The sequence below is a fragment of the Streptomyces sp. NPDC104307 genome, from assembly GCF_055584045.1.
In genome coordinates this window covers 16,627-36,058 of the sequence record NZ_JBVJMU010000009.1, presented here as the reverse complement: position 1 = coordinate 36,058, position 19,432 = coordinate 16,627, and the positions used below count along the sequence as shown (strand labels likewise).

21 protein-coding genes are annotated in these 19,432 nt (G+C 71.2%); 12 read left to right on the top strand and 9 right to left on the bottom strand.

Annotation, left to right across the window (positions count from 1 at the left end; all coding sequences use genetic code 11):
* Positions 1 to 109: 109 nt before the first annotated feature.
* Positions 110 to 982, bottom strand: coding sequence for a dihydropteroate synthase (gene folP / locus ACZ601_RS22740; protein WP_440578660.1), 873 nt, complete (start codon positions 980 to 982; stop codon positions 110 to 112).
* Between the two features lie 135 nt (positions 983 to 1,117).
* Here folP and ACZ601_RS22735 point away from each other — a divergent pair, with 135 nt between their 5' ends.
* Complete coding sequence (locus ACZ601_RS22735; protein ID WP_469540739.1) at positions 1,118 to 1,582, top strand: hypothetical protein; 465 nt, start codon at positions 1,118 to 1,120, stop codon at positions 1,580 to 1,582.
* Positions 1,579 to 2,166, top strand: coding sequence for a DNA-3-methyladenine glycosylase I (locus ACZ601_RS22730; RefSeq protein ID WP_440578658.1), 588 nt, complete (start codon positions 1,579 to 1,581; stop codon positions 2,164 to 2,166). The genes ACZ601_RS22735 and ACZ601_RS22730 overlap by 4 nt, the downstream gene beginning before the upstream one ends.
* A gap of 24 nt (positions 2,167 to 2,190) precedes the next feature.
* On the opposite strand, the gene chcB is transcribed toward ACZ601_RS22730, so the two are convergent.
* On the bottom strand, positions 2,191 to 2,994 hold the full coding sequence (gene chcB / locus ACZ601_RS22725; RefSeq protein ID WP_469540735.1) for a 2-cyclohexenylcarbonyl CoA isomerase: 804 nt from the start codon (positions 2,992 to 2,994) through the stop codon (positions 2,191 to 2,193).
* Between the two features lie 313 nt (positions 2,995 to 3,307).
* Here chcB and ACZ601_RS22720 point away from each other — a divergent pair, with 313 nt between their 5' ends.
* The gene (locus ACZ601_RS22720) at positions 3,308 to 3,475 is read left to right on the top strand and encodes a DUF3117 domain-containing protein (RefSeq protein WP_003966491.1); all 168 of its coding nucleotides are present in this window, start codon (positions 3,308 to 3,310) and stop codon (positions 3,473 to 3,475) included.
* A gap of 138 nt (positions 3,476 to 3,613) precedes the next feature.
* On the opposite strand, the gene ACZ601_RS22715 is transcribed toward ACZ601_RS22720, so the two are convergent.
* Complete coding sequence (locus ACZ601_RS22715; protein ID WP_440578656.1) at positions 3,614 to 4,288, bottom strand: O-methyltransferase; 675 nt, start codon at positions 4,286 to 4,288, stop codon at positions 3,614 to 3,616.
* Positions 4,289 to 4,470: 182 nt separating this feature from the next.
* Between ACZ601_RS22715 and sigE the strand changes: the two genes are divergently transcribed.
* The 5 genes from sigE (at position 4,471) to ACZ601_RS22690 (ending at position 9,479) form a co-directional block, all read left to right on the top strand.
* Positions 4,471 to 5,229 carry an RNA polymerase sigma factor SigE gene (sigE, locus tag ACZ601_RS22710; RefSeq protein ID WP_440578655.1) on the top strand — a complete coding sequence of 253 codons (759 nt, stop codon included), beginning with the start codon at positions 4,471 to 4,473 and terminating at the stop codon, positions 5,227 to 5,229.
* Complete coding sequence (locus tag ACZ601_RS22705) at positions 5,226 to 6,212, top strand: zf-HC2 domain-containing protein (protein WP_469540730.1); 987 nt, start codon at positions 5,226 to 5,228, stop codon at positions 6,210 to 6,212. The genes sigE and ACZ601_RS22705 overlap by 4 nt, the downstream gene beginning before the upstream one ends.
* Positions 6,213 to 6,322: 110 nt before the next feature.
* Positions 6,323 to 8,125, top strand: coding sequence for a trypsin-like peptidase domain-containing protein (locus ACZ601_RS22700; RefSeq protein WP_469540727.1), 1,803 nt, complete (start codon positions 6,323 to 6,325; stop codon positions 8,123 to 8,125).
* Between the two features lie 99 nt (positions 8,126 to 8,224).
* The gene (locus ACZ601_RS22695; protein ID WP_440577360.1) at positions 8,225 to 8,701 is read left to right on the top strand and encodes a sec-independent translocase; all 477 of its coding nucleotides are present in this window, start codon (positions 8,225 to 8,227) and stop codon (positions 8,699 to 8,701) included.
* A 118-nt stretch (positions 8,702 to 8,819) separates the two neighbouring features.
* Positions 8,820 to 9,479, top strand: coding sequence for a hypothetical protein (locus tag ACZ601_RS22690; RefSeq protein WP_440577359.1), 660 nt, complete (start codon positions 8,820 to 8,822; stop codon positions 9,477 to 9,479).
* A 61-nt stretch (positions 9,480 to 9,540) separates the two neighbouring features.
* Here the strand turns inward: ACZ601_RS22690 and ACZ601_RS22685 are convergent, their stop codons facing one another.
* From ACZ601_RS22685 to ACZ601_RS22675, 3 genes are read right to left on the bottom strand one after another with little or no spacing between them, the layout of a single operon-like run.
* Positions 9,541 to 10,674: an Mrp/NBP35 family ATP-binding protein gene (locus ACZ601_RS22685; protein ID WP_440577358.1), complete on the bottom strand. Its 1,134-nt coding sequence runs from the start codon at positions 10,672 to 10,674 to the stop codon at positions 9,541 to 9,543.
* A gap of 44 nt (positions 10,675 to 10,718) precedes the next feature.
* Positions 10,719 to 11,273, bottom strand: a complete 555-nt coding sequence (locus ACZ601_RS22680; RefSeq protein WP_440577357.1) for a DUF1003 domain-containing protein — start codon at positions 11,271 to 11,273, stop codon at positions 10,719 to 10,721.
* Positions 11,263 to 12,537, bottom strand: a complete 1,275-nt coding sequence (locus ACZ601_RS22675) for a magnesium transporter MgtE N-terminal domain-containing protein (protein ID WP_440577356.1) — start codon at positions 12,535 to 12,537, stop codon at positions 11,263 to 11,265. The genes ACZ601_RS22680 and ACZ601_RS22675 overlap by 11 nt, the downstream gene beginning before the upstream one ends.
* Before the next feature lie 219 nt (positions 12,538 to 12,756).
* Here ACZ601_RS22675 and ACZ601_RS22670 point away from each other — a divergent pair, with 219 nt between their 5' ends.
* Complete coding sequence (locus tag ACZ601_RS22670) at positions 12,757 to 13,527, top strand: hypothetical protein (protein ID WP_440577355.1); 771 nt, start codon at positions 12,757 to 12,759, stop codon at positions 13,525 to 13,527.
* Positions 13,528 to 13,604: 77 nt separating this feature from the next.
* On the opposite strand, the gene ACZ601_RS22665 is transcribed toward ACZ601_RS22670, so the two are convergent.
* On the bottom strand, positions 13,605 to 14,123 hold the full coding sequence (locus ACZ601_RS22665; RefSeq protein WP_469540721.1) for a hypothetical protein: 519 nt from the start codon (positions 14,121 to 14,123) through the stop codon (positions 13,605 to 13,607).
* A 47-nt stretch (positions 14,124 to 14,170) separates the two neighbouring features.
* Positions 14,171 to 15,292 (bottom strand): magnesium and cobalt transport protein CorA, encoded by a 1,122-nt coding sequence (locus tag ACZ601_RS22660; protein WP_469540719.1) that lies wholly within the window; start codon positions 15,290 to 15,292, stop codon positions 14,171 to 14,173.
* A 411-nt stretch (positions 15,293 to 15,703) separates the two neighbouring features.
* Between ACZ601_RS22660 and ACZ601_RS22655 the strand changes: the two genes are divergently transcribed.
* On the top strand, positions 15,704 to 16,288 hold the full coding sequence (locus tag ACZ601_RS22655) for a suppressor of fused domain protein (protein WP_469540716.1): 585 nt from the start codon (positions 15,704 to 15,706) through the stop codon (positions 16,286 to 16,288).
* Between the two features lie 110 nt (positions 16,289 to 16,398).
* On the opposite strand, the gene ACZ601_RS22650 is transcribed toward ACZ601_RS22655, so the two are convergent.
* Positions 16,399 to 17,631, bottom strand: coding sequence for an MFS transporter (locus ACZ601_RS22650; RefSeq protein ID WP_440577351.1), 1,233 nt, complete (start codon positions 17,629 to 17,631; stop codon positions 16,399 to 16,401).
* A gap of 157 nt (positions 17,632 to 17,788) precedes the next feature.
* Here ACZ601_RS22650 and ACZ601_RS22645 point away from each other — a divergent pair, with 157 nt between their 5' ends.
* Positions 17,789 to 18,433: a DUF6758 family protein gene (locus tag ACZ601_RS22645; RefSeq protein WP_469540713.1), complete on the top strand. Its 645-nt coding sequence runs from the start codon at positions 17,789 to 17,791 to the stop codon at positions 18,431 to 18,433.
* 99 nt (positions 18,434 to 18,532) lie between these two features.
* Positions 18,533 to 19,402 carry a PHP domain-containing protein gene (locus ACZ601_RS22640; RefSeq protein ID WP_469540710.1) on the top strand — a complete coding sequence of 290 codons (870 nt, stop codon included), beginning with the start codon at positions 18,533 to 18,535 and terminating at the stop codon, positions 19,400 to 19,402.
* Positions 19,403 to 19,432 lie beyond the last annotated feature (30 nt).

Below are 19,432 nucleotides of genomic sequence, written 5' to 3'. Positions count from 1 at the left end.
GGTTCTTTTTTCGGCCCGCCTGGGGGCGTGTGTCCCCGCCCCGCGGGGTTTTGAGGCGCGGGGTGCGCGGGCGGGCCGGCCCCGCCCGCCCCGCCCGCGCACCCAGCGCCTACGCCAACCCCCGCCGCGCCACGGCCGGTGCCCGGTGCCCGGCGATGGTCGCCACCATGTCCAGGACGTCCCGGGTCTCCGCCACCTCGTGCACCCGGTACACCCGCGCCCCCAGCCACGCGGACACCGCGGTCGTCGCCAGGGTGCCGGTCAGGCGCTCCTTCACCGGGCGGTCGAGCGTCTCGCCCACGAAGTCCTTGTTGGAGAGCGAGACCAGCACCGGCCAGCCCGTCTCCGTCATCTCACCGAGACGGCGCGTCGCCTCCAGGGAGTGACGGGTGTTCTTCCCGAAGTCGTGACCGGGGTCGATCATGATGCCGTCCGGCCGGACCCCCAGCCCGACGGCCCGCTCGGCCAGCCCCACGGTCACCCGGAGGATGTCGGCCATCACGTCCTCGTATCCGATCCGGTGCGGCCGGGTCCGCGGCTCCGCGCCGCCCGCGTGCGTGCACACCAGACCCGCCCCGTACCGCGCGGCGACCTCCGCGAGCTTCGGATCGACGCCGCCCCACGCGTCGTTCAGCAGATCGGCACCGGCCTCGCAGACCGCCTCGCCGACGTCGTGGCGCCAGGTGTCGACACTGATCACCACGTCCGGGTGACGCCGGCGCACCTCGGCGACGAATCCGACGGTCCGGCGGGCCTCCTCCTGGGCGGTCACCTCTTCGCCGGGCCCCGCCTTCACCCCGCCGATGTCGATGATCGCGGCACCGTCCGCCACGGCCTGCTCGACGCGGGAGAGCGCCGGCTCGTCCTGGAACGTCGCGCCCCGGTCGTAGAAGGAGTCAGGGGTACGGTTCACGATCGCCATGATCACCGGCTCGTGCGCCCCGAACTCGCGCCGCCCCAGCCTGAGCGCACCGCTTCGCATCCCGTGTCTTCTCCCTGTGAATCCCCCGGCAGAACGCCCGCCGGGACTGACTGCGACCCTAATGCGAGGCACTGGCTGTCAGTGCCGCATGGCACGATCGGACCTGGACGAAATTCCGCTCCCGGGGAGATGCGCGTGTTCTGGTTCTTGCTGCTCGCGATGGTGGTTGTGGTCGCCGCGGTCACCCTCGCGGTGATCGGCGGAGGGAGGAGCGCCATCCTTCAGGACGTGGCGCCCGAGCAGCTGACGGATCCGCTGCCCGCGACGCGCCCGGTCGGCCGCGCGGATGTCGAGGCGCTCAGACTGCCGGTCGCCGTCCGCGGCTACCGGATGACGGATGTCGACGAGGCGCTGGGCCGGCTCGGCGCCGAGCTCGCCGAGCGGGACGCGCGGATCGCGGAGCTGGAGTCGGTGCTCGCCGGTGCGCAGGCCACCAGGGCGGGCGGCCCGGATCTCCTCAAGGAGCCCCAGGAGCTGCCTCAGACGCCCTGGCAGGCACCTTGGCAGCCGCAGCCGCAGCCGCAGCAGCAGGAGGAGCAGCCGGGGAGCCGGGGGCCCGGCGGCGCCGCGCAGCGGCCGGACGAGGAGGGCGGGCGATGAGCGGCGGAGCCGAAGCCGCGGCGGACGGCCGGCTGCGCTGCCCGTGGGGCCTGTCCACCGAGGACTACCTCGCCTATCACGACACGGAATGGGGCCGCCCGGTCCACGGCGACGACGCGCTCTTCGAGCGGCTGTGCCTGGAAGCGTTCCAGTCCGGGCTGTCCTGGCTGACGATCCTGCGCCGCCGGGAAGGCTTCCGCACCGCGTTCGCCGGGTTCAGCATCCCCGCCGTGGCTCAGTTCACCGACACCGACCGGGAACGGCTGCTGGCCGACGCGGGAATCATCCGCAACCGCGCGAAGATCGACGCCACCATGGCCAACGCCAAGGTGCTGGCCGACTGGCAGGGCGGTGAGCTGGACGAGCTGATCTGGTCGTACGCCCCGGACGCCGCCACCCGGCCCGCCCCGCGCACGCTCGGGGATGTCCCGGCGGTCACGGCGGAGTCCACGGCGCTGTCCAAGGACCTCAAGAAGCGTGGGCTCCGCTTCATCGGCCCCACCACCGCCTACGCCCTGATGCAGGCGTGCGGGCTGGTCGACGACCATCTCGTCGACTGCGTGTCACGCGGCACCGGGGCGTAGGGGCCGGGCCCGATCCTGGGGTGACTACTGCCCCAGGTACTTGGGCCGCTCCTTGTTGAGGAAGGCCTGCACCGCGATCGCGTGGTCCTGCGACGCGCCCGCCCGCGTCTGGAGTTCGTCCTCCTTCTCCAGCGCCTCGCCCAGGGTGTGACCCGCCCCGTACGCGAGGGACTCCTTGAGCGCCGCGTAGGCCACGGTCGGGCCGTCCGCCAGTGCGCGGGCGACCGCGGCGGCCTCGGCGGCGAGCTCGGCGGTGGGTACCAGTCGGTTCACGATGCCCAGGTCGTGGGCGTCCTGCGCGGAGATCGAGCGCGGGAAGAGCAGCAGGTCGGCGGCGCGGCTCGGGCCGATCAGCCGGGGCAGCGTCCAGGAGACGCCCGAGTCCGCGGTGAGCGCGACACCGGCGAACGAGGTGTTGAACGACGCGGTGTCCGCGACCACCCGGTAGTCGCAGGCGAGCGCGAAACCGAAACCGGCACCGGCCGCGACCCCGTTGACCCCGGCGACGACGGGCTTCGGCATCTCGGTGATGGCCCGCACGATGGGGTTGTAGTGCTCCCGCACGGTGCTGAGGGCGTTGCCGCCGGCCGACTCACGGGCCTCCGCCAGCTTGACGACGTGCTCCTTGAGGTCCTGGCCGACGCAGAAGGCGCGTTCGCCCGCCGCGGTGAGCAGTACCGCCCGCACGGCGGGATCGGCGGCGACGGACGTCAGCGCGTCACGCAGCGCCACCTTGGTCGCGGTGTTCATCGCGTTCATCGCGTCGGGACGGTTGATCGTGATCGTCGCGAGCCCGTCGCTCACGTCGCAGAGCACGGCGTCGGCCATGTGGGGTCCCCTTTTGCGCCTCGTCCAAAGTCTGTCGAGGCAAGCATGGCCGACTTCGGCGGAGGCGAACATGTGACCTGCGTCTAACAATTCCGCCCCGATGGAGGGCTGAGGGGGACGGAGTATCGCAGTCCCTTCGCCGAATTGGGTGGTTTTGAGCGAGCGCGTTGCGCAAGCGATGCAGAGCGATGTTGGTCATCGGGGTCTGTGATGCGGGATAATGGCCTGGAAGCAATGTGTTCGATGCCGGTGAGGCAGCGCCTGTCATGGGGCCGCCGGTTGCGATGAGCTGGTTTCAGGAAGGGGAACGAGCATGGCGGCCATGAAGCCGCGGACGGGCGACGGCCCGCTCGAGGTGACAAAGGAGGGGCGGGGCATCGTCATGCGCGTTCCGCTCGAAGGCGGCGGTCGGCTTGTCGTGGAGCTGACTCCGGACGAGGCCGATGCGCTGGGCGATGCCCTCAAGAAGGTCGTCGGCTGACGCAGAGGAGCCCACACTTCACTACTGCCCCGGCGCGGATTCCGCGCCGGGGCAGTAGTGCGTTCGGTGCCGGGTGATCCGGGTGTGATCCAGGTGACATGTGACGAAGCGTCGGCGGGGAAGCGGGGCGAGAGGTCCTTAGGGTCTTTCGCCGCGTCGTACCGCGCAGAGGAGACCGTCGCCCACCGGCAGCAGCGTCGCCATCAGCTCCTGGCTCTCGCGGACCGCGCGCAGCAGCTCGCGCAGGCGCAGCACCTCCGCGGGCTGGGGCGCGGAGTCGACCGTACGGCCGTCCGCGAAGACGCCCTCGAAGCACACCAGGCCACCAGGTCGCAGCAGGCGCAACGATTCAGCGAGGCAGTCGAGGCTCTCCATCCGGTCGCCGTCGCAGAAGACGAGGTCGTATCCGCCGTCCGCCAGCCGGGGGAGTACGTCCAGGGCGCGGCCGGGGATGAAGCGGGCCCGGTTGGCGGCGAAGCCCGCCGCCCGGAAGGCCTCACGGGCGAACTGCTGGCGCTCGGGTTCCGGGTCGACCGTGGTCAGCACCCCGTCCGGCCGCATGCCGTGCAGCAGATAGATGCCGGACACGCCCGTGCCGGTGCCGATTTCGGCGACCGCCTTGGCATCCGTCGTGGCAGCGAGCAGGCGCAGCGCGGCGCCGGTGCCCGGTGACACCGAGCGGAGCCCCGCGTCCCGGGCCCGGTCCCGGGCCCAGCGCAGTGCTTCGTCCTCGGCGACAAAGGCGTCGGCGAACGCCCAGCTCGTCTGCCGGTTGGCTGTGATGGCCCTCTCCTGTCCCCGTAGTTGACGCAACGGTGACTGTATCCGCTGCACCCGGGAACCCGCAGATGGGACCGGGCGTTATGAAAGGACAGGGGAAAGCCCGTGGATCGGTCCCGTTAGATCGGGTCCGGGATCACGGGCAGTCGGTTCCCGGGGTCTTCCCCGGCCCCAGCAGGAAAAAGGCTTATCCGGAGCTAACGGGCGAGGTGGCTATGGTAGGGGCTCCACTGGACACCACCAGAGCCGATAGGGGAGGTGCGGCTGCGCCTGTGGATCGGGGAGGAGTGCTGTGGCGCTTCCTCAGGTCGGCGGGTGAGCCGAAATCCGTGACCAACATTGCTGACCGTTCTTCCAACGACTCCGCAACGACCGCGACCTTCGCCTCGGATGCCTCCCAGGCCTGGACGCCGCCCTCATGGGAAGAGATCGTCAGCACGCACAGCGGTCGTGTCTACCGCCTTGCCTATCGACTGACGGGAAACCAGCACGACGCGGAGGACCTCACTCAGGAGGTCTTCGTCCGGGTCTTCCGTTCGCTGTCGACCTATACGCCCGGCACCTTCGAGGGCTGGCTGCACCGCATCACGACCAACCTGTTCCTGGACATGGTGCGCCGTAAGCAGCGGATCCGCTTCGACTCCCTCGGTGACGACGCCGCCGAGCGGCTGCCGAGCCGCGAGCCCTCGCCCCAGCAGGTCTTCAACGACACCCACTTCGACGCCGACGTCCAGCAGGCGCTGGACACCCTCGCGCCCGAGTTCCGGGCCGCGGTCGTGCTCTGTGACATCGAGGGACTCTCCTACGAGGAGATCGCCGCGACGCTCGGCGTGAAGCTCGGCACCGTGCGCAGCCGCATCCACCGCGGGCGCTCCCACCTGCGCAAGGCGCTGAAGCACCGTTCGCCGGAGGCCCGCGCGGAGCAGCGCTCGCTGACCGGGGTGCTCGTGGCAGGGGAGGGCGGAGCGGCGTGAGTGGCACAGGTCCGACCTCCGCGGAACAACACCTGGGGGACAGGCTCGCCGCGCTTGTCGACGGCGAGCTCAAGCACGACGCCCGTGACCGGGTGCTCGCCCACCTCGCGACCTGCGCCAAGTGCAAGGCCGAGGCTGCCGCCCAGCGGCGCCTGAAGAGTGTCTTCGCCGATTCGGCCCCGCCCTGTCCCTCCGAGGGCTTCCTTGCCCGGTTGCAGGGCCTTCCCGGTGGACCGGGGGGTGACGGCGACAGTCGGGGAGGACCAATGGGCGGCTCGGGCCGTTTCGGTGACGGAGTCTTCCCCGTGACGCGTCCTTCCGGCGGCCGGGCGGATTCGTCCTCCGGTGGCTCCCCGCTGGACGGTTTCGGCTACCTCCCGACGGCGCACGGTTCCGCCGCGGTCCTTCCGGCCGGAGCGGACCGGCCCACGTTCCGTATTCACGAGGTCAGCCGCGAGGCGGACCGCTCGCCTTGGCGGGGTCGCAGGTTCGCGTTCGCCGCCGCCAGCGCCGTCTCGCTGGCCGCCATCGCCCTGGGCGGCGCTCTCCCGACGGACGCGGGGCCCGATTCCCCGACCCGGGCCGAGGGCCCGGGAAGCAGCGTCGCGCCGCTGGACGCCGACGCGCGTGCCGAGCGCGGCACCACCGTCAGCCGTCGCGGCGGCGGTCACGGCGCACTCACGGCGGCCGGTACGAGCGACCGCCCGGTCTCCCTCGCGATGAACGCCGCGCCGCTGACGTTCTCCTCCGCGCCCTCCCTGCTCGGCACCGGCGGCCTCACCGGGAGCCGGTACGCGCTTCCCGTCCGGACCGATGTGTCCGCGCCTTCGCTGATACGCCCCAACGGCACCAGCCCGCTGTTCGCGCAGGCACTCGGCAGTGGGCTTTCCACGGCCTCCCCCGAGCCGTCGCGGACGCCCACCTCGGCCGCCGGGCTGCCGGTTCCCGCCAACCACGGACTGCCGCTCCTTCCCCGTCGGTGACACAGGCCGGCGCAGGGCATGCACAAACCTGGTTGAATTCCGGCAGGATTTCCGGGAGGGACGCCCCTGCGGGGCGTGCAGAGGCCAGTTGAGGCAGTTGCGGGGAGAGCATGGACGACGGGAAGCCCACCGAGCCGAAGGCGAAGTGGTGGAGCCGGCCCGCGCCGGGGCGCGGTACGAGCGCGGCGCCTCAGGAGCCGTCGCCCGTCGATGACGCGGTACCCCCGTCGGACGCGACGGCGGTGAGCGCCGGGACGGAAGCGGACGTGGAGCCGACGGATTCGCCGGAGCCGACGGAGTCCGTGACGGTGGAGCCCGCGCCGCAGGCCGCGCAGCCGCTTCACGAGCCCGACCAGTACAGCACCCCGCCCTACGGCGGCCCCGGCCCCTGGGCACCCGCGCCCCCCGTGCAACGACCGGCCCGGACACCGGCGCACGGCACCCCCGTACCGCCGCCCTACTCGGGGACGAACGGCGCGGGCATCGCGACGGCACCGGCCACGGCCCCCGCCCCGACCCCGGCGCCCCCGGCCGCCTTCCCGCCCCCGCAACCCCACCAGCCGCAGGGCCAACAGCCACAGCAACCCCACCAGCCGCAGGGCCAGCAACCTCCGCAGCCCCACCCACAGCAGCCCCACCAGGCCCACCAGCAGCAGCAGCCCCACCAGCAGCCCCACCAGCAGTCCCAGCAGCCCCACCACCCCCCGTCGCCGCAATGGCTCCAGTACGACCCCTGGGGGGCGCCCCGGCAGCCCCTGATCACCAATCCAGGCTCCCCGCTCGCCTCCGACGGCAGCAAGCGGAAGAACCGGCGCGGGTCCGTCCTCGTCGGCGCGCTGCTGCTGGCCCTGGTCGCGGGCGGCATCGGTGGCGGGATCGGCGCGTACATAGAGCGCAACGGCGGCCTCACCCAGATCGAGCTGGCCCAGGACGAACGCAACGGCGGCGGCCGCGCCCCCGACAGCGTCGCCGGTATCGCGGCCAGCGCGCTGCCCAGCGTGGTCACCCTGCACGTCAGCGGCAGCACCGAATCCGGCACCGGCACCGGCTTCGTGCTCGACAACAAGGGCCACATCCTCACCAACAACCACGTCGTCGCGCCGGCCGGTTCGTCCGGCGAGATCACCGTGACGTTCAGCGGCGGCGAGACGGCGAGCGCCGAGGTGGTCGGCAAGGACAGCGGCTACGACCTGGCCGTGGTCAAGGTCAGCGGTGTCTCGGGGCTCAAGCCGCTGCCGCTCGGCAACTCCGACAACGTGCGGGTGGGCGATCCGGTGGTGGCCATCGGGGCGCCGTTCGACCTGTCCAACACGGTCACCTCCGGCATCATCAGCGCCAAGGACCGGCCGATCACGGCGGGCGGCGAGAAGGGCGACGGCAGCGACATCAGCTATGTCGACGCGCTGCAGACCGACGCCCCGATCAACCCGGGCAACTCCGGCGGACCGCTGGTCGACACCGACGCGCACGTCATCGGGATCAACAGCGCCATCCGTGCCGCGGACAGCGGCTCGACCACCGAGGGCGGCCAGGCCGGTTCCATAGGCCTCGGCTTCGCCATCCCGATCAACCAGGGCAAGCGCGTCGCAGAGGAGCTGATCAACACCGGGCAGGCCACCCACCCGGTGATCGGCGTCACGCTCGACATGAAGTACACCGGTGACGGCGCCAAGGTCGGGCAGCGGGGTGCCGACGGCAAGTCCTCCGTCGCGGAGGGCGGTCCGGGCGCCAAGGCCGGGATCCGGCCCGGTGACGTCATCACCGAGGTGAACGGCGGGCGGGTGCACAGTGGCGAGGAGCTGATCGTGAAGATCCGCTCGCACCGGCCGGGTGACCGGCTGGACCTCAAGCTGACCCGCGGTGGTAAAGACCTGGCCATGAGTTTGACGCTCGGCTCGGCAACCGGCACGTGACGGCCACGGGAAGCTACCGCACGGACGGCTTCGACGGGTACCGTGGTCCGGGTCCGGACCTCATCCGACCTGGTCGCGGAGAACACGAGGAGCCGCAAGGTGTTCAATGACATAGGCCCACTGGAGCTGGTGGCGCTCGCGATCATCGGCGTGCTCGTCTTCGGTCCGGATAAGCTGCCCAAGGTCATCCAGGACGTCTCGCGCTTCATCCGCAAGATCCGTGAGTTCTCGGAGAGTGCCAAGGAGGACATCCGCACGGAGCTCGGCCCGGAGTTCAAGGACTTTGAGTTCGAGGACCTCAACCCCAAGACGTTCGTCCGCAAGCAGTTGATGGACGGCAACGACGATCTGGGGCTGAAGGAGATCCGCGAGAGCTTCGACCTGCGCAAGGAGGTCTCCGAGGTCACCGACGCGGTCAACGGCCGCGCGACCTCGTCCGTGGAGGCGAAGAGCGGCGTGTCGGGCGGTTCCGCGGTCACCGCGGCGAACGGCTCCGCGGGCGGCCCCGACCTGCTCAAGAAGCGTGAGCAGCCGAAGAAGGACGATCACCCGCCGTTCGACGCAGACGCCACCTGACCCCCGTCAATCCCGACTCGTCCGGACGGTATGGCTATTCTCCATCTGTCCGGTTGTGAGGACGCCCGAGGGGGGCGGGCCGCTCCGGACCCTACGGATCGAGGAGGCGGCCGGACAGATGGAGACAACGAGTCGGGTGGGCGCGGATGGTGCGCCGGAAACAGGCACGGCAGAGGGGGTGCCTGCGGCCCGGCTCACGGTCGACGGCTATCTGCAGGCACCGTTCCCCTGGTACGGACTTGACGAGGCGTTCACCGGGCCGCGCTGGCTGATGCAGGTGGGCACCGCAGCGGACGGCACGGTGCAGCACGGCTCCACCGGCCACGGCGACGAACCCTCGGTGCGGAGCGACGCGGGTGAGGACAGACAGCGGTTCGCGGTCGTCGTGACCGTGGCCAGCAGCCCGGTGCGCCGCAGCGGCGACGGCACGGGCGTCCTGGACGCGACGACGGTCTCCTCCGCGGCCTGGCTGGCCGGCTCCGGCCTGCTGGCCTACACCTGGCCCGCGCAGATGGACCACACCCTGCGGGACGACTGGCTGGACCAGCAGACGGAGACGGCTTTCGAGCTGGCCGACGATCTGGACGGCCCCGCGTGGTCGGCGCTCTCGCTGCCGGTCGACGGTGTGCCGGTGGCGTTCCACTACCGCGAGTCCGAGTTCGGCTGGGTGCTGGCCGGCTCCGCCCACGGTGGAGTGCACATCGGGGCCTACGGGCGCGGGATGAGCGCGTACGGGCTGGGCTTCTCGGTCGTCGGTGACATCACGTCGTACGCGTAGCCGCGAGGGGCCCGTGGCGGGCCGGGGCTGATGCTCCCGGCCCGCCACGGGCCCGTCCGGGTCAGAACTTGTTGCGCGGGGTGATTCCCAGGGACATGCCCGACAGACCGCGCTGACGGCCGCTCAGCTTGTCCGCGATGGAGCGCAGCGCCTTGCCCGCCGGGGAGTCGGGGTCGGACAGGACGACGGGCTTGCCCTCGTCGCCGCCCTCGCGCAGCCGCACGTCGATCGGGATGGAGCCGAGCACCGGGACCTCGGCGCCGACCGTCCTCGTCAGCCCCTCCGCGACCCGGGCGCCACCGCCGGAGCCGAACACGTCGACCATCTCGTCGCAGTGCGGGCACGGCATGCCCGACATGTTCTCGACGACGCCGACGATCTTCTGGTGGGTCTGGACGGCGATCGAGCCGGCCCGCTCCGCCACCTCTGCCGCGGCCTGCTGCGGGGTCGTGACGACCAGGATCTCCGCGTTCGGCACCAGCTGGGCCACGGAGATCGCGATGTCACCGGTGCCCGGCGGCAGGTCGAGCAGCAGGACGTCCAGATCGCCCCAGTACACATCGGCGAGGAACTGCTGGAGCGCGCGGTGCAGCATCGGGCCGCGCCACACCACGGGGGCGTTGCCCGGGGTGAACATGCCGATGGAGATGACCTTCACGCCGTGCGCGGACGGCGGCATGATCATGTTCTCGACCTGGGTCGGCTTGCCGTCCGCGCCGAGCATCCGGGGCACGCTGTGCCCGTAGATGTCCGCGTCCACGACGCCGACCTTGAGGCCGTCGGCGGCCATCGCGGCCGCCAGGTTCACGGTGACGGAGGACTTGCCGACGCCGCCCTTGCCGGAGGCCACCGCGTACACCCGGGTCAGCGAGCCGGGCTGGGCGAAAGGCACCTCGCGCTCGGCCGTGCCGCCGCGCAGCGAGGACGCCAGGTCCTTGCGCTGCTCGTCGCTCATCACGTCGAGGGTGACCTCGACCCGGGACACTCCCTCGACGCGGGCCACCGCGTCGGTCACGTTCTTGGTGATCGTCTCGCGCATCGGACAGCCGGAGACGGTGAGATACACCGTGACAGCGACCACACCGTCAGGATCGATCTCGACCGATTTCACCATGCCCAGCTCGGTGATCGGGCGGTGGATCTCCGGGTCGTTCACTGTCGCCAGTGCCTCAAGCACCGCGTCTTCCGTAGCCATACAGACGATGGTACGGCGCCGTCCGCTACGCGCGGGTAGCCCCGTCAGCGGTCTTCGTCACTGTCGGCCCCGGCCGGTGTCCGGCGGTCGTCGAGATCCCGCACCAGGTCCTCCAGCTCGGAGCGGATCCAGTCCCGGGTGGCGACCTCCCCGAGGCCCATCCGCAGCGCCGCGATCTCCCTGGTCAGGTACTCGGTGTCGGCGATGGAGCGCTCGTTCTGGGCCCGGTCCTGCTCGTGGGTGACCCGGTCGCGGTCGTCCTGCCTGTTCTGCGCGAGCAGGATCAGCGGGGCCGCGTAGGAGGCCTGGAGGGAGAGCATCAGGGTCAGGAAGATGAACGGGTACTCGTCGAACCGCAGCTCCTTGGGCGCGAAGATGTTCCACACCACCCAGACGATGATGATCAGCGTCATCCAGACGATGAACCGCCCGGTCCCCAGGAACCGCGCGATCCGCTCCGAGAACCGGCCGAACGCCTCCGGGTCGTACTCCGGCAGCAGCCGCCGCCGCGGGTCCTTCGGCTGGTCGAGCCGGGTCCTGGGGGTACGGGTCAGGGCCGTCGAACCGTTCGACGCCCTGGAGCGCTCCTCACCGGCCACGGAGCACCCCCTCGCGCCCGTGGAAGTCGGTCTCCCGCCAGTCGTCGGGCAGCAGGTGGTCGAGTACGTCGTCGACGGTCACCGCACCCAGCAGCGAGCCGCTCTCGTCCACCACGGGCACCGAGACCAGGTTGTACGCCGCCAGGTAGCTGGTTACCACCGACAGCGGGGTCTCCGGCGTCAGCGCCACCAGATCGCTGTCGACGATCGAGCTGACCAGGGTGAACGGCGGATCGCGCAGCAGCCGCTGGAAGTGCACCGTGCCCAGGTACTTGCCCGTGGGCGTCTCGTCGGGCGACCGGCACACGTACACCTGGGCGGCGAGCGCGGGGGAGAGGTCCTGCTGACGGACCCTGGCGAGCGCGTCGGCCACCGTCGCGTCCGGGCGCAGGATGATCGGCTCGGTGGTCATCAGGCCGCCCGCCGTCCGCTCCTCGTACGACATGAGGCGCCGGACGTCCGCCGCGTCGTCCGGGCGCATCAGCGTCAGCAGCCGCTCCTTGTCCTCCTCCGGCAGCTCGGAGAGCAGGTCGGCTGCGTCGTCGGGGTCCATCGCCTCCAGGACGTCCGCGGCGCGTCTCTCCTGGAGCTTGCCGATGATCTCCACCTGGTCGTCCTCGGGGAGCTCCTCCAGGACATCGGCCAGCCGGTCGTCGTCGAGCGCGGCGGCGACCTCCGCACGCCGCTTCGGGGTGAGGTGGTGCAGGGCGTTGGCCACGTCGGTCGGGCGCAGCCTCTCGAACGTGGCGACCAGCGACTCCGCGCCCTGCCCGTGCTCCTCCAGCGAGAATCCGCTGACGGCCGACCACTCGACCGTCAGGGTCTCGCCCTTGCGGCGCAGTGCGCCGCCCCTGCCCTTGCGCACGAAGTACTTGTCGATCTCCCAGTCGCGGCGGGCCGGCAGCTGCTGGATCGCGACGTCCAGGATGGTGACCTCCTCGCCGGTCTCCACCAGGCTGACCCGCCGGTCGAGGAACTCGCCCAGCACCAGACGTTCGGTGGGCCGCTGTTCGAAGCGCCGCATGTTGACCACGCCCGTGGTGATGACCTGCCCCGACTCGATGCCCGTCACCCGGGTCATCGGCAGGAAGATCCGGCGCCGGCTCACCACCTCGACGACGATGCCGAGCAGCCGGGGCGGCCGGCCGCCGACCCGGAGCATCGCGACCAGGTCGCGGACGCGCCCCACCTGGTCCCCGTTCGGGTCGAAGACCGGCACACCGGAGAGGTGCGAGACGAAGACCCGGGGCGTTCCTGCTGCCATGCCCGCTCCTCCTCCTTCGTCGCCGGCTTACGCATCCGGTCTGTTGTGACGTTTATTGCACCGTTATGACGGGATCAGGCTAGCCCGTACTCTCGCAGGTCGCCCTGGAGGGCGGTCGTCGCGACTCCCTGCCGGAAGGTGTAGGCCGCACAGGTACGCTGCCGTCTGCCACCCACCGCCCACGCAGATGAGAGCACGCAGATGAGAGGCAGTGCGCCTGTGACCTCTTTCGTCCCGGCCGTCCGGGCCCGCCGCCGGACCGCCACCCTCGCCGTCGTGCTCTGCGCCGGGCTGACCGCGGCGCTGACCGCGTGCGCGGACGAGGATCCGGACAAGGGGACCAACGGCGTCGGCAGACTGGACGCGCCGGAGATCGAGAAGAAGGCGCGGGCCGCGGCGGACTCCTCCGACATGGTCCGGCTGGCCGGCACCCTGGTCAGCAAGGGCGGCACGTACAGACTCAACATGCGGCTCAAGGACAAGGGCGGGGCGGGTTCCGTCACCTCGAAGAACAGCACCTTCGAGCTGCTCCGGATCGGGGACGTGCTCTACCTCAAGGCGGACGCCGGCTTCTGGAACCACGGCACGGCCGACGCCGGAAAGGCGAGCGGGGCCGACGGGGCCGCGGCGGACAAGCTCGACGACAAGTACGTGAAGGTCCCCGAGGACGACCCCACGTACAAGCAGCTGCGCGGATTCACCGACAAGAAGGTGCTGCTCGACGGGCTGCTCACGCTGCACGGCGAGGTCGGCAAGGGGGACCGGGACAAGGTCGGCGGGGAGCGCACCATCCGGATCACCGGCGGCAAGGGCGAGGGCGGCGCACTCGATGTGTCCCTGGAGGGCAAGCCGTACCCGCTGCGCTTCGCACGCGGCGGCGGCGGGGGCGTCATCACGCTCGCGGACTGGGGCAAGGACTTCGCGCTGAAGGCCCCGGCCGAGGACGACACGGTCGACTACGGGCAGCAGCTGCCCAAGTCGACGTCGTAACCGCCCCCGGGCAAGGACCGGCCCCCGGGGCGAGGACCGGCCCCCGGGGCGAGGACCGACTGCTGGGCAAGGACCGGCTACCGCTTCCTGAGCGAGCGCTTCAGCAGGCGGGGCAGCCCGGCCGGTACCGGCAGCCGGGTGGTCGCGGCGGTGGGCAGCGGCGCCGCCGCCCCCGAGCCCGTCGGCAGGTCCGTACGGGAATCGAGCGGCGTCAGCCGCAGGATCCGGCACTCGCGTGCCCAGCGCTCGGCCAGCTGCTCGGCGTCCGGTGCGTTCAGCCGCTTGCCCTTCAGCTCGGCCACCGCCGCCTCCCACTCCTCGGAGTGCGGGGCGAGCTGGGCCACGGAGGCGGTCCAGGCGACGAGCCGGCCGCCCTTGTCCTTGCTGCGGACGGTCACCTCCGCGTTCCCGCCGTCCGTGAGGCCGGCCGGGAGCGGCTGCTCGCCGGGGCCGTCCCCGACGAGGAGCGCCGCGCCCTCGTGCCACACGTGCCACAGCGCCCGCGCGGGCCCGGTGCCGCGCACCCAGACCAGCCCCGACTTCTTGGTGGCCTCCTCGACGAGGGCCGGTCCGAGCAGCGTGTCAGCAGCAGTCATGCAGCAGAGCTTAGACGGGCGCCCCCGGGGAGATGGGCACGAGCAGTTCAGAGCCAGCCGTTGCGCTTGAGCATGCGGTGGATGGAGAAGCAGACCACCCCGATGAAGCCCAGCACCATCGGATAGCCGTACGTCCAGGCCAGCTCCGGCATGTGGTCGAAGTTCATGCCGTAGACCCCGCAGATCATCGTCGGGACGGCGACGATGGCCGCCCAGGAGGTGATCTTGCGCATGTCCTCGTTCTGCGCGACGGTCGCCTGCGCCAGGTTGGCCTGGAGGATGGAGTTCAGCAGCTCGTCGAAGCCGATGACCTCTTCCTGTACCCGTACGAGGTGGTCCGCGACGTCCCGGAAGTACTTCTGGATGTCCGGGTCGATCAGCCGCATCGGCCGCTCGCTGAGCAGCTGCATCGGGCGCAGCAGCGGCGATACGGCCCGCTTGAACTCCAGCACCTCGCGCTTCAGCTGGTAGATCCGGCCGGCGTCCGAACCGCGCGGGCCGCCCTTGTCGGGGGTGGAGAAGACCTCGATCTCCACCTCGTCGATGTCCTCCTGCACCGCACCGGCCACCGCGATGTAGCCGTCGACCACATGGTCCGCGATGGAGTGCAGCACTGCCGAGGGGCCCTTGGCGAGCAGCTCGGGGTCGTCCTGGAGGCGGTGGCGCAGCGCGCGCAGCGAGCCGTGGCCGCCGTGCCGCACGGTGATGACGAAGTCCCGGCCGGTGAAGCACATCACCTCGCCGGTCTCCACGACCTCGCTGGTCGCGGTCAGTTCGGCGTGCTCGACGTAGTGGATGGTCTTGAAGACGGTGAACAGGGTGTCGTCGTACCGCTCCAGCTTCGGCCGCTGGTGGGCGTGGACGGCGTCCTCCACGGCCAGCGGGTGCAGCCCGAACTCCCGGGCGATGCCGGCGAACTCCTCCTCTGTCGGCTCGTGGAGGCCGATCCAGGCGAAGCCGCCCTTCTCCCGGACCCGGAGCATCGCCTCGTGCGGCGTACGGCAGGTGCCGTCCTCCTCCGCCACGCGGCGTCCGTCGCGGTAGACCGCGCAGTCGACGACCGCGCTGGAGGCGGACGGGTCTCGCGTGGCGTCGTAACTGCTGTGCAGGGTGTTGGTCTTGCGCAGGGACGGGCGCACCACAGCGCGCAGGTCACGGATCATCGACATGGCTGGCTCCTTCACGGAGGGCCGTCGGCGGGGGCGTGGAACAGCCCGGAATGGGGACGTGGGCTCACGTCCGCAAAGCGGGCGGCACCGCGGCGGCGCGATGACGGCGTTCGCTACAGACAGGCAAAAAGGGGGTGCTCTTCCGTCGTGCGAAACGCCAGGGGCCGTGGCCGGGCAGGCGTCAGATCACAGAAGAAAGGTGTCGGACGGAAGAGCGGTTGGTACTGCACGGTCGACTTGGATCCACCGCAGCCCCACCTCCTCCGGTCGGTCCCCCGTGAGGGACGACGTTGCGTCGGGACTTGAGAGCGACGCTTCTGCGTGCTGTCCCGACCGGCGCGGCCAGGCTATCAGCAGGCACAGGGCCAATCTCTTACTTTGCCCGTTCCATACGCGTCCTATGCTCGCCGCATGGCAGAAATTCTTGCTCCGGTCGAGGCCCGTCTGCGCACGGCCCTGGGCGAACCGGACGCACGCGCGGCAGTGACGTTCCTCGGCACCGACCGGATCGAGGTGCTCCGCTTCATCGACGGCGACGTGGTGAGGTACGCCACGCTCGGCATGTCCGCGCAGCCGATGGCCGACCCCTCCGACCCGTTCGCAGACCCGGTGAAGGGGCCGCGGGCCGAGCTGGTCCTCTCAGTGCGGGCCGGGCTCGCGGACACCGACCAGGTGCTGCGCAGGCTCGCGGTGCTGGCGGCCTCGCCGCAGGTGGAGGGGGTGGTCGTGGCGCCGGGGGCCTCGCTGGACGTGGGTGAACCGCTGTGGCCCGGCGCGCCGTTCAGTTCGGTGCTCGTCGCCGAGTCCGGTGGGCTGGTCGAGGATCTGGAGCTGGCGGCCCCGATGGAGGCGGTGCGCTTTCTGCCGCTGCTGCCCATGACGCCCAACGAGGCGGCCTGGAAGCGGGTCAGGGGCGCGCAGGAGCTCCAGGAGCGGTGGCTGTCCCGGGGGACGGACCTGCGCGATCCGCTGCGTACCTCGGTGGCCCTGGACTGACACCGGGGCGCGCGGAACAGCCGAAAGCCCCGCCGCGTGGCGAGGAGGTGGCCACGGGCGGGGCGGTACGGGGCCGGGGCGGGGCCGGGGCGGGGCCCCGGCGGGGCGGCTCAGTTGGCAAAGACCGTGACGCCGTCCTCGGTCGCGTGCTTCGGTTCCAGCTCCTCGGCCTCGTGGTTCAGGGCCGAGCGCCGCACCCAGATGACGATCGCGCCGATGACGGCGGCGACGGCGGCGATCACGAACGGGATGTGGATGTTGCTCCACTCCTCGATCTTCGGGGCCAGGAAGGGCGCGGCGGCCGCGGCGAACCAGCGGACGAAGTTGTAACCGGCGCTGGCCACCGGACGCGGCGCGTCGGACACCCCGAGCGCCAGTTCCGTGTAGACGGTGTTGTTCATGCCGATGAAGGCGCCGGAGACGATCGTGCAGACGATGGCCGTGGTGTGGTTGCCGTAGCCGAGGATCACCAGGTCGGCGGCGAGCAGCACCAGTGAGGCGCCGACCACCTTGAGCGAGCCGAAGCGCTTCTGCAGCCTCGGTGCGACGAGTACCGAGAAGACCGCCAGCAGCAGGCCCCAGGCGAAGAAGACGGCGCCGGACTTGTACGGCGACATGTTCAGTACGAACGGCGTGAACGCCAGGATCGTGAAGAACGCGTAGTTGTAGAAGAACGCCGAGGTGGCGACGGAGGCGAGCCCGCCGTGGCCGAGCGCCTTGACCGGGTCGAGGAGTGAGGTCTTCTTCGCGGGCTTGGGCTGTTCCTTGAGGAACGCCGTGATGCAGACGAAGCCGATCGCCATCAGCGCGGCCGTACCGAAGAACGGGTAGCGCCAGCTGGCGTCACCGAGCAGCGCGCCGAGCAGCGGCCCGCAGGCCATGCCGAGGCCGAGCGCCGACTCGTACAGCAGGATCGCCGCCGAGCTGCCGCCCGCCGCCGCACCGACGATCACGGCGAGCGCGGTCGATACGAAGAGGGCGTTGCCCAGGCCCCAGCCGGCCCGGAAGCCGACGAGTTCCGCGACGGAGGACGAGGTGCCGGACAGCGCGGCGAAGACCACGACGAGCGCCAGTCCGGCCAGCAGCGTCTTGCGCCCGCCGATGCGGCTGGAGACGAATCCGGTCACCAGCATCGCGACGGCGGTGATCAGGAAGTAGGAGGTGAAGAGCAGCGACACCTGGCTCGGCGTCGCCTCAAGGCCCTTGGCGATGGACGGCAGAATCGGGTCCACCAGGCCGATTCCCATGAACGCGACAACAGAAGCGCCCGCTGTGGCCCATACGGCCTTCGGCTGGCGCAGGATGCTGACCGTTCCTTGGTCGAACGGATCCTCTCCCTGCATGGGACTACTCGCTCTCCACTAGATCGATGCGTTATGCACAGAATAAGTTAGAGGGGCTAATAAATGCAAGCTACATCTAAATCCGCTGATGAGAGCCGCGCTGCGGAAGGGTGATCGTCCTTGACGCGGCGACGGGCGGGGAGGACGGTTGGTTGTTATGAGGGGCGAACCCAGTTGCCCGAAGTGCGGAGGCCGGGTCAAGGCGCCCGGTTTCTTCGACGACACCTGGCAGTGCGACGTGCACGGCAGCGTGCAGCCGATGCAGCCGGTCATCCCGCCCAGCGTCGAGGCGCTCGGAGTGGTGGTGCACCGCGCCCGGGTGCCGGTGTGGATGCCCTGGCCGCTGCCGGTGGGCTGGCTCTTCACCGGGGTGGCGTGCGCGGGCGACGACCGGGGAGGCGGCCGGGCGACCGCCGTCGCTTGCTCCGGACCGGGGCCGCTCGGCGGCATCGGTGAGCTGTTGCTCGTCGCGGAGGAGCTCGGTGTCGGGCTCGGTGCGCGGTACGCCGGGATCGACGGCCCCGACCCGGGCCCGTATCTGCGGGTGGACGGCCCGCCGGACGTCAAGGTGCTCGCCGCCGGACGCCCGACGCCGCTCTGGCACGTGAAGAACGCTCCCGACGACCGGGCCGTCTTCGCCGGTGAGGCGCGCGGCCTGTGGCTGTGGGCGATCGTCTGGCCCGAGCAGTCCGGACTCCTGATGTACGACGAACTGGTGCTCACCGATCTGCGTGACGCCGGGGGAGAGGTCGACCTGGTGCCCTGCGGCGCGCTCACCCCCCGGCTGCTCGGCGGGCCCTGAGCGGTCGCCGTGCCCCCTCCGGCCGGGTCCGGAATCCACGCGTCGGCCGGTTATCCTTGGGCGTCCCCCCATCCGGCCGCGAGCACTGGAGTCCGCGTCGTGCGCATCGACCTGCACACCCACTCCACCGCGTCGGACGGTACCGACACCCCCGCAGAGCTGGTACGGAACGCCGCCGCCGCAGGTCTGGACGTCGTCGCCCTCACCGACCACGACACGGTCCGCGGACACGCGGAGGCGATAGCGGGGCTGCCCGAGGGGCTCACCCTGGTCACCGGCGCCGAGCTGTCCTGCCGGCTCGACGGCGTGGGCGGGCTGCACATGCTGGCGTACCTCTTCGACCCCGAAGAGCCCGAGCTGGCGCGCGAGCGCGAGCTGGTGCGCGACGACCGGGTGCCGCGCGCCAGGACCATGGTGCGCAAGCTCCAGGAGCTGGGCGTGCCGGTCGAGTGGGAGCAGGTAGCGCGGATCGCCGGTGACGGATCGGTCGGGCGGCCGCACATCGCCACCGCGCTGGTCGAGCTCGGCGTCGTGCCGAGCGTCTCCGACGCCTTCACCCCGCAGTGGCTGGCCGACGGCGGGCGCGCCCACGCCGAGAAGCACGAGCTCGACCCCTTCGACGCGGTCCGGCTGGTCAAGGCCGCCGGCGGCGTCACCGTCCTCGCTCACCCGGGCGCCGTCAAACGCGGCCACGTGGTCCCCGAATCCGCCATCGCGGAGCTGGCCGCTGCCGGGCTCGGCGGTGTCGAGGCCGACCACATGGACCACGACGAGGCGACCAGGGCCAGGCTGCGCGGGCTCGCCCGCGAGCTGGGGCTGCTGGCCACCGGTTCGAGCGACTACCACGGCAGCCGCAAGACCGTACGGCTCGGGGAGAACGTCACCGACCCCGAGATCTACGGCGAGATCACCCGGCGCGCCACCGGGGCCTTCCCGGTGCCGGGAGCCGGCGGACCGCTCGTCCCGTAACGGCCCACGCGCGACTCCTGCCCCCGGCGG

Bases quoted from the DNA above. Each gene is read 5' to 3' on its own strand.
- chcB (WP_469540735.1), bottom strand. From the start codon at position 2,994: ATGGCCGACGCCGTGCTCTGCGACGTGAGCGACGGGCTCGCGACGATC.
- ACZ601_RS22655 (WP_469540716.1), top strand. From the start codon at position 15,704: ATGGCAGAAATTCTTGCTCCGGTCGAGGCCCGTCTGCGCACGGCCCTG.
- ACZ601_RS22665 (WP_469540721.1), bottom strand. From the start codon at position 14,123: ATGACTGCTGCTGACACGCTGCTCGGACCGGCCCTCGTCGAGGAGGCC.
- ACZ601_RS22660 (WP_469540719.1), bottom strand. From the start codon at position 15,292: ATGTCGATGATCCGTGACCTGCGCGCTGTGGTGCGCCCGTCCCTGCGC.
- ACZ601_RS22650 (WP_440577351.1), bottom strand. From the start codon at position 17,631: ATGCAGGGAGAGGATCCGTTCGACCAAGGAACGGTCAGCATCCTGCGC.
- sigE (WP_440578655.1), top strand. From the start codon at position 4,471: ATGGTAGGGGCTCCACTGGACACCACCAGAGCCGATAGGGGAGGTGCG.
- ACZ601_RS22685 (WP_440577358.1), bottom strand. From the start codon at position 10,674: ATGGCTACGGAAGACGCGGTGCTTGAGGCACTGGCGACAGTGAACGAC.
- ACZ601_RS22645 (WP_469540713.1), top strand. From the start codon at position 17,789: ATGAGGGGCGAACCCAGTTGCCCGAAGTGCGGAGGCCGGGTCAAGGCG.
- ACZ601_RS22730 (WP_440578658.1), top strand. From the start codon at position 1,579: ATGAGCGGCGGAGCCGAAGCCGCGGCGGACGGCCGGCTGCGCTGCCCG.
- folP (WP_440578660.1), bottom strand. From the start codon at position 982: ATGCGAAGCGGTGCGCTCAGGCTGGGGCGGCGCGAGTTCGGGGCGCAC.
- ACZ601_RS22675 (WP_440577356.1), bottom strand. From the start codon at position 12,537: ATGGCAGCAGGAACGCCCCGGGTCTTCGTCTCGCACCTCTCCGGTGTG.
- ACZ601_RS22720 (WP_003966491.1), top strand. From the start codon at position 3,308: ATGGCGGCCATGAAGCCGCGGACGGGCGACGGCCCGCTCGAGGTGACA.
- ACZ601_RS22700 (WP_469540727.1), top strand. From the start codon at position 6,323: ATGGACGACGGGAAGCCCACCGAGCCGAAGGCGAAGTGGTGGAGCCGG.
- ACZ601_RS22690 (WP_440577359.1), top strand. From the start codon at position 8,820: ATGGAGACAACGAGTCGGGTGGGCGCGGATGGTGCGCCGGAAACAGGC.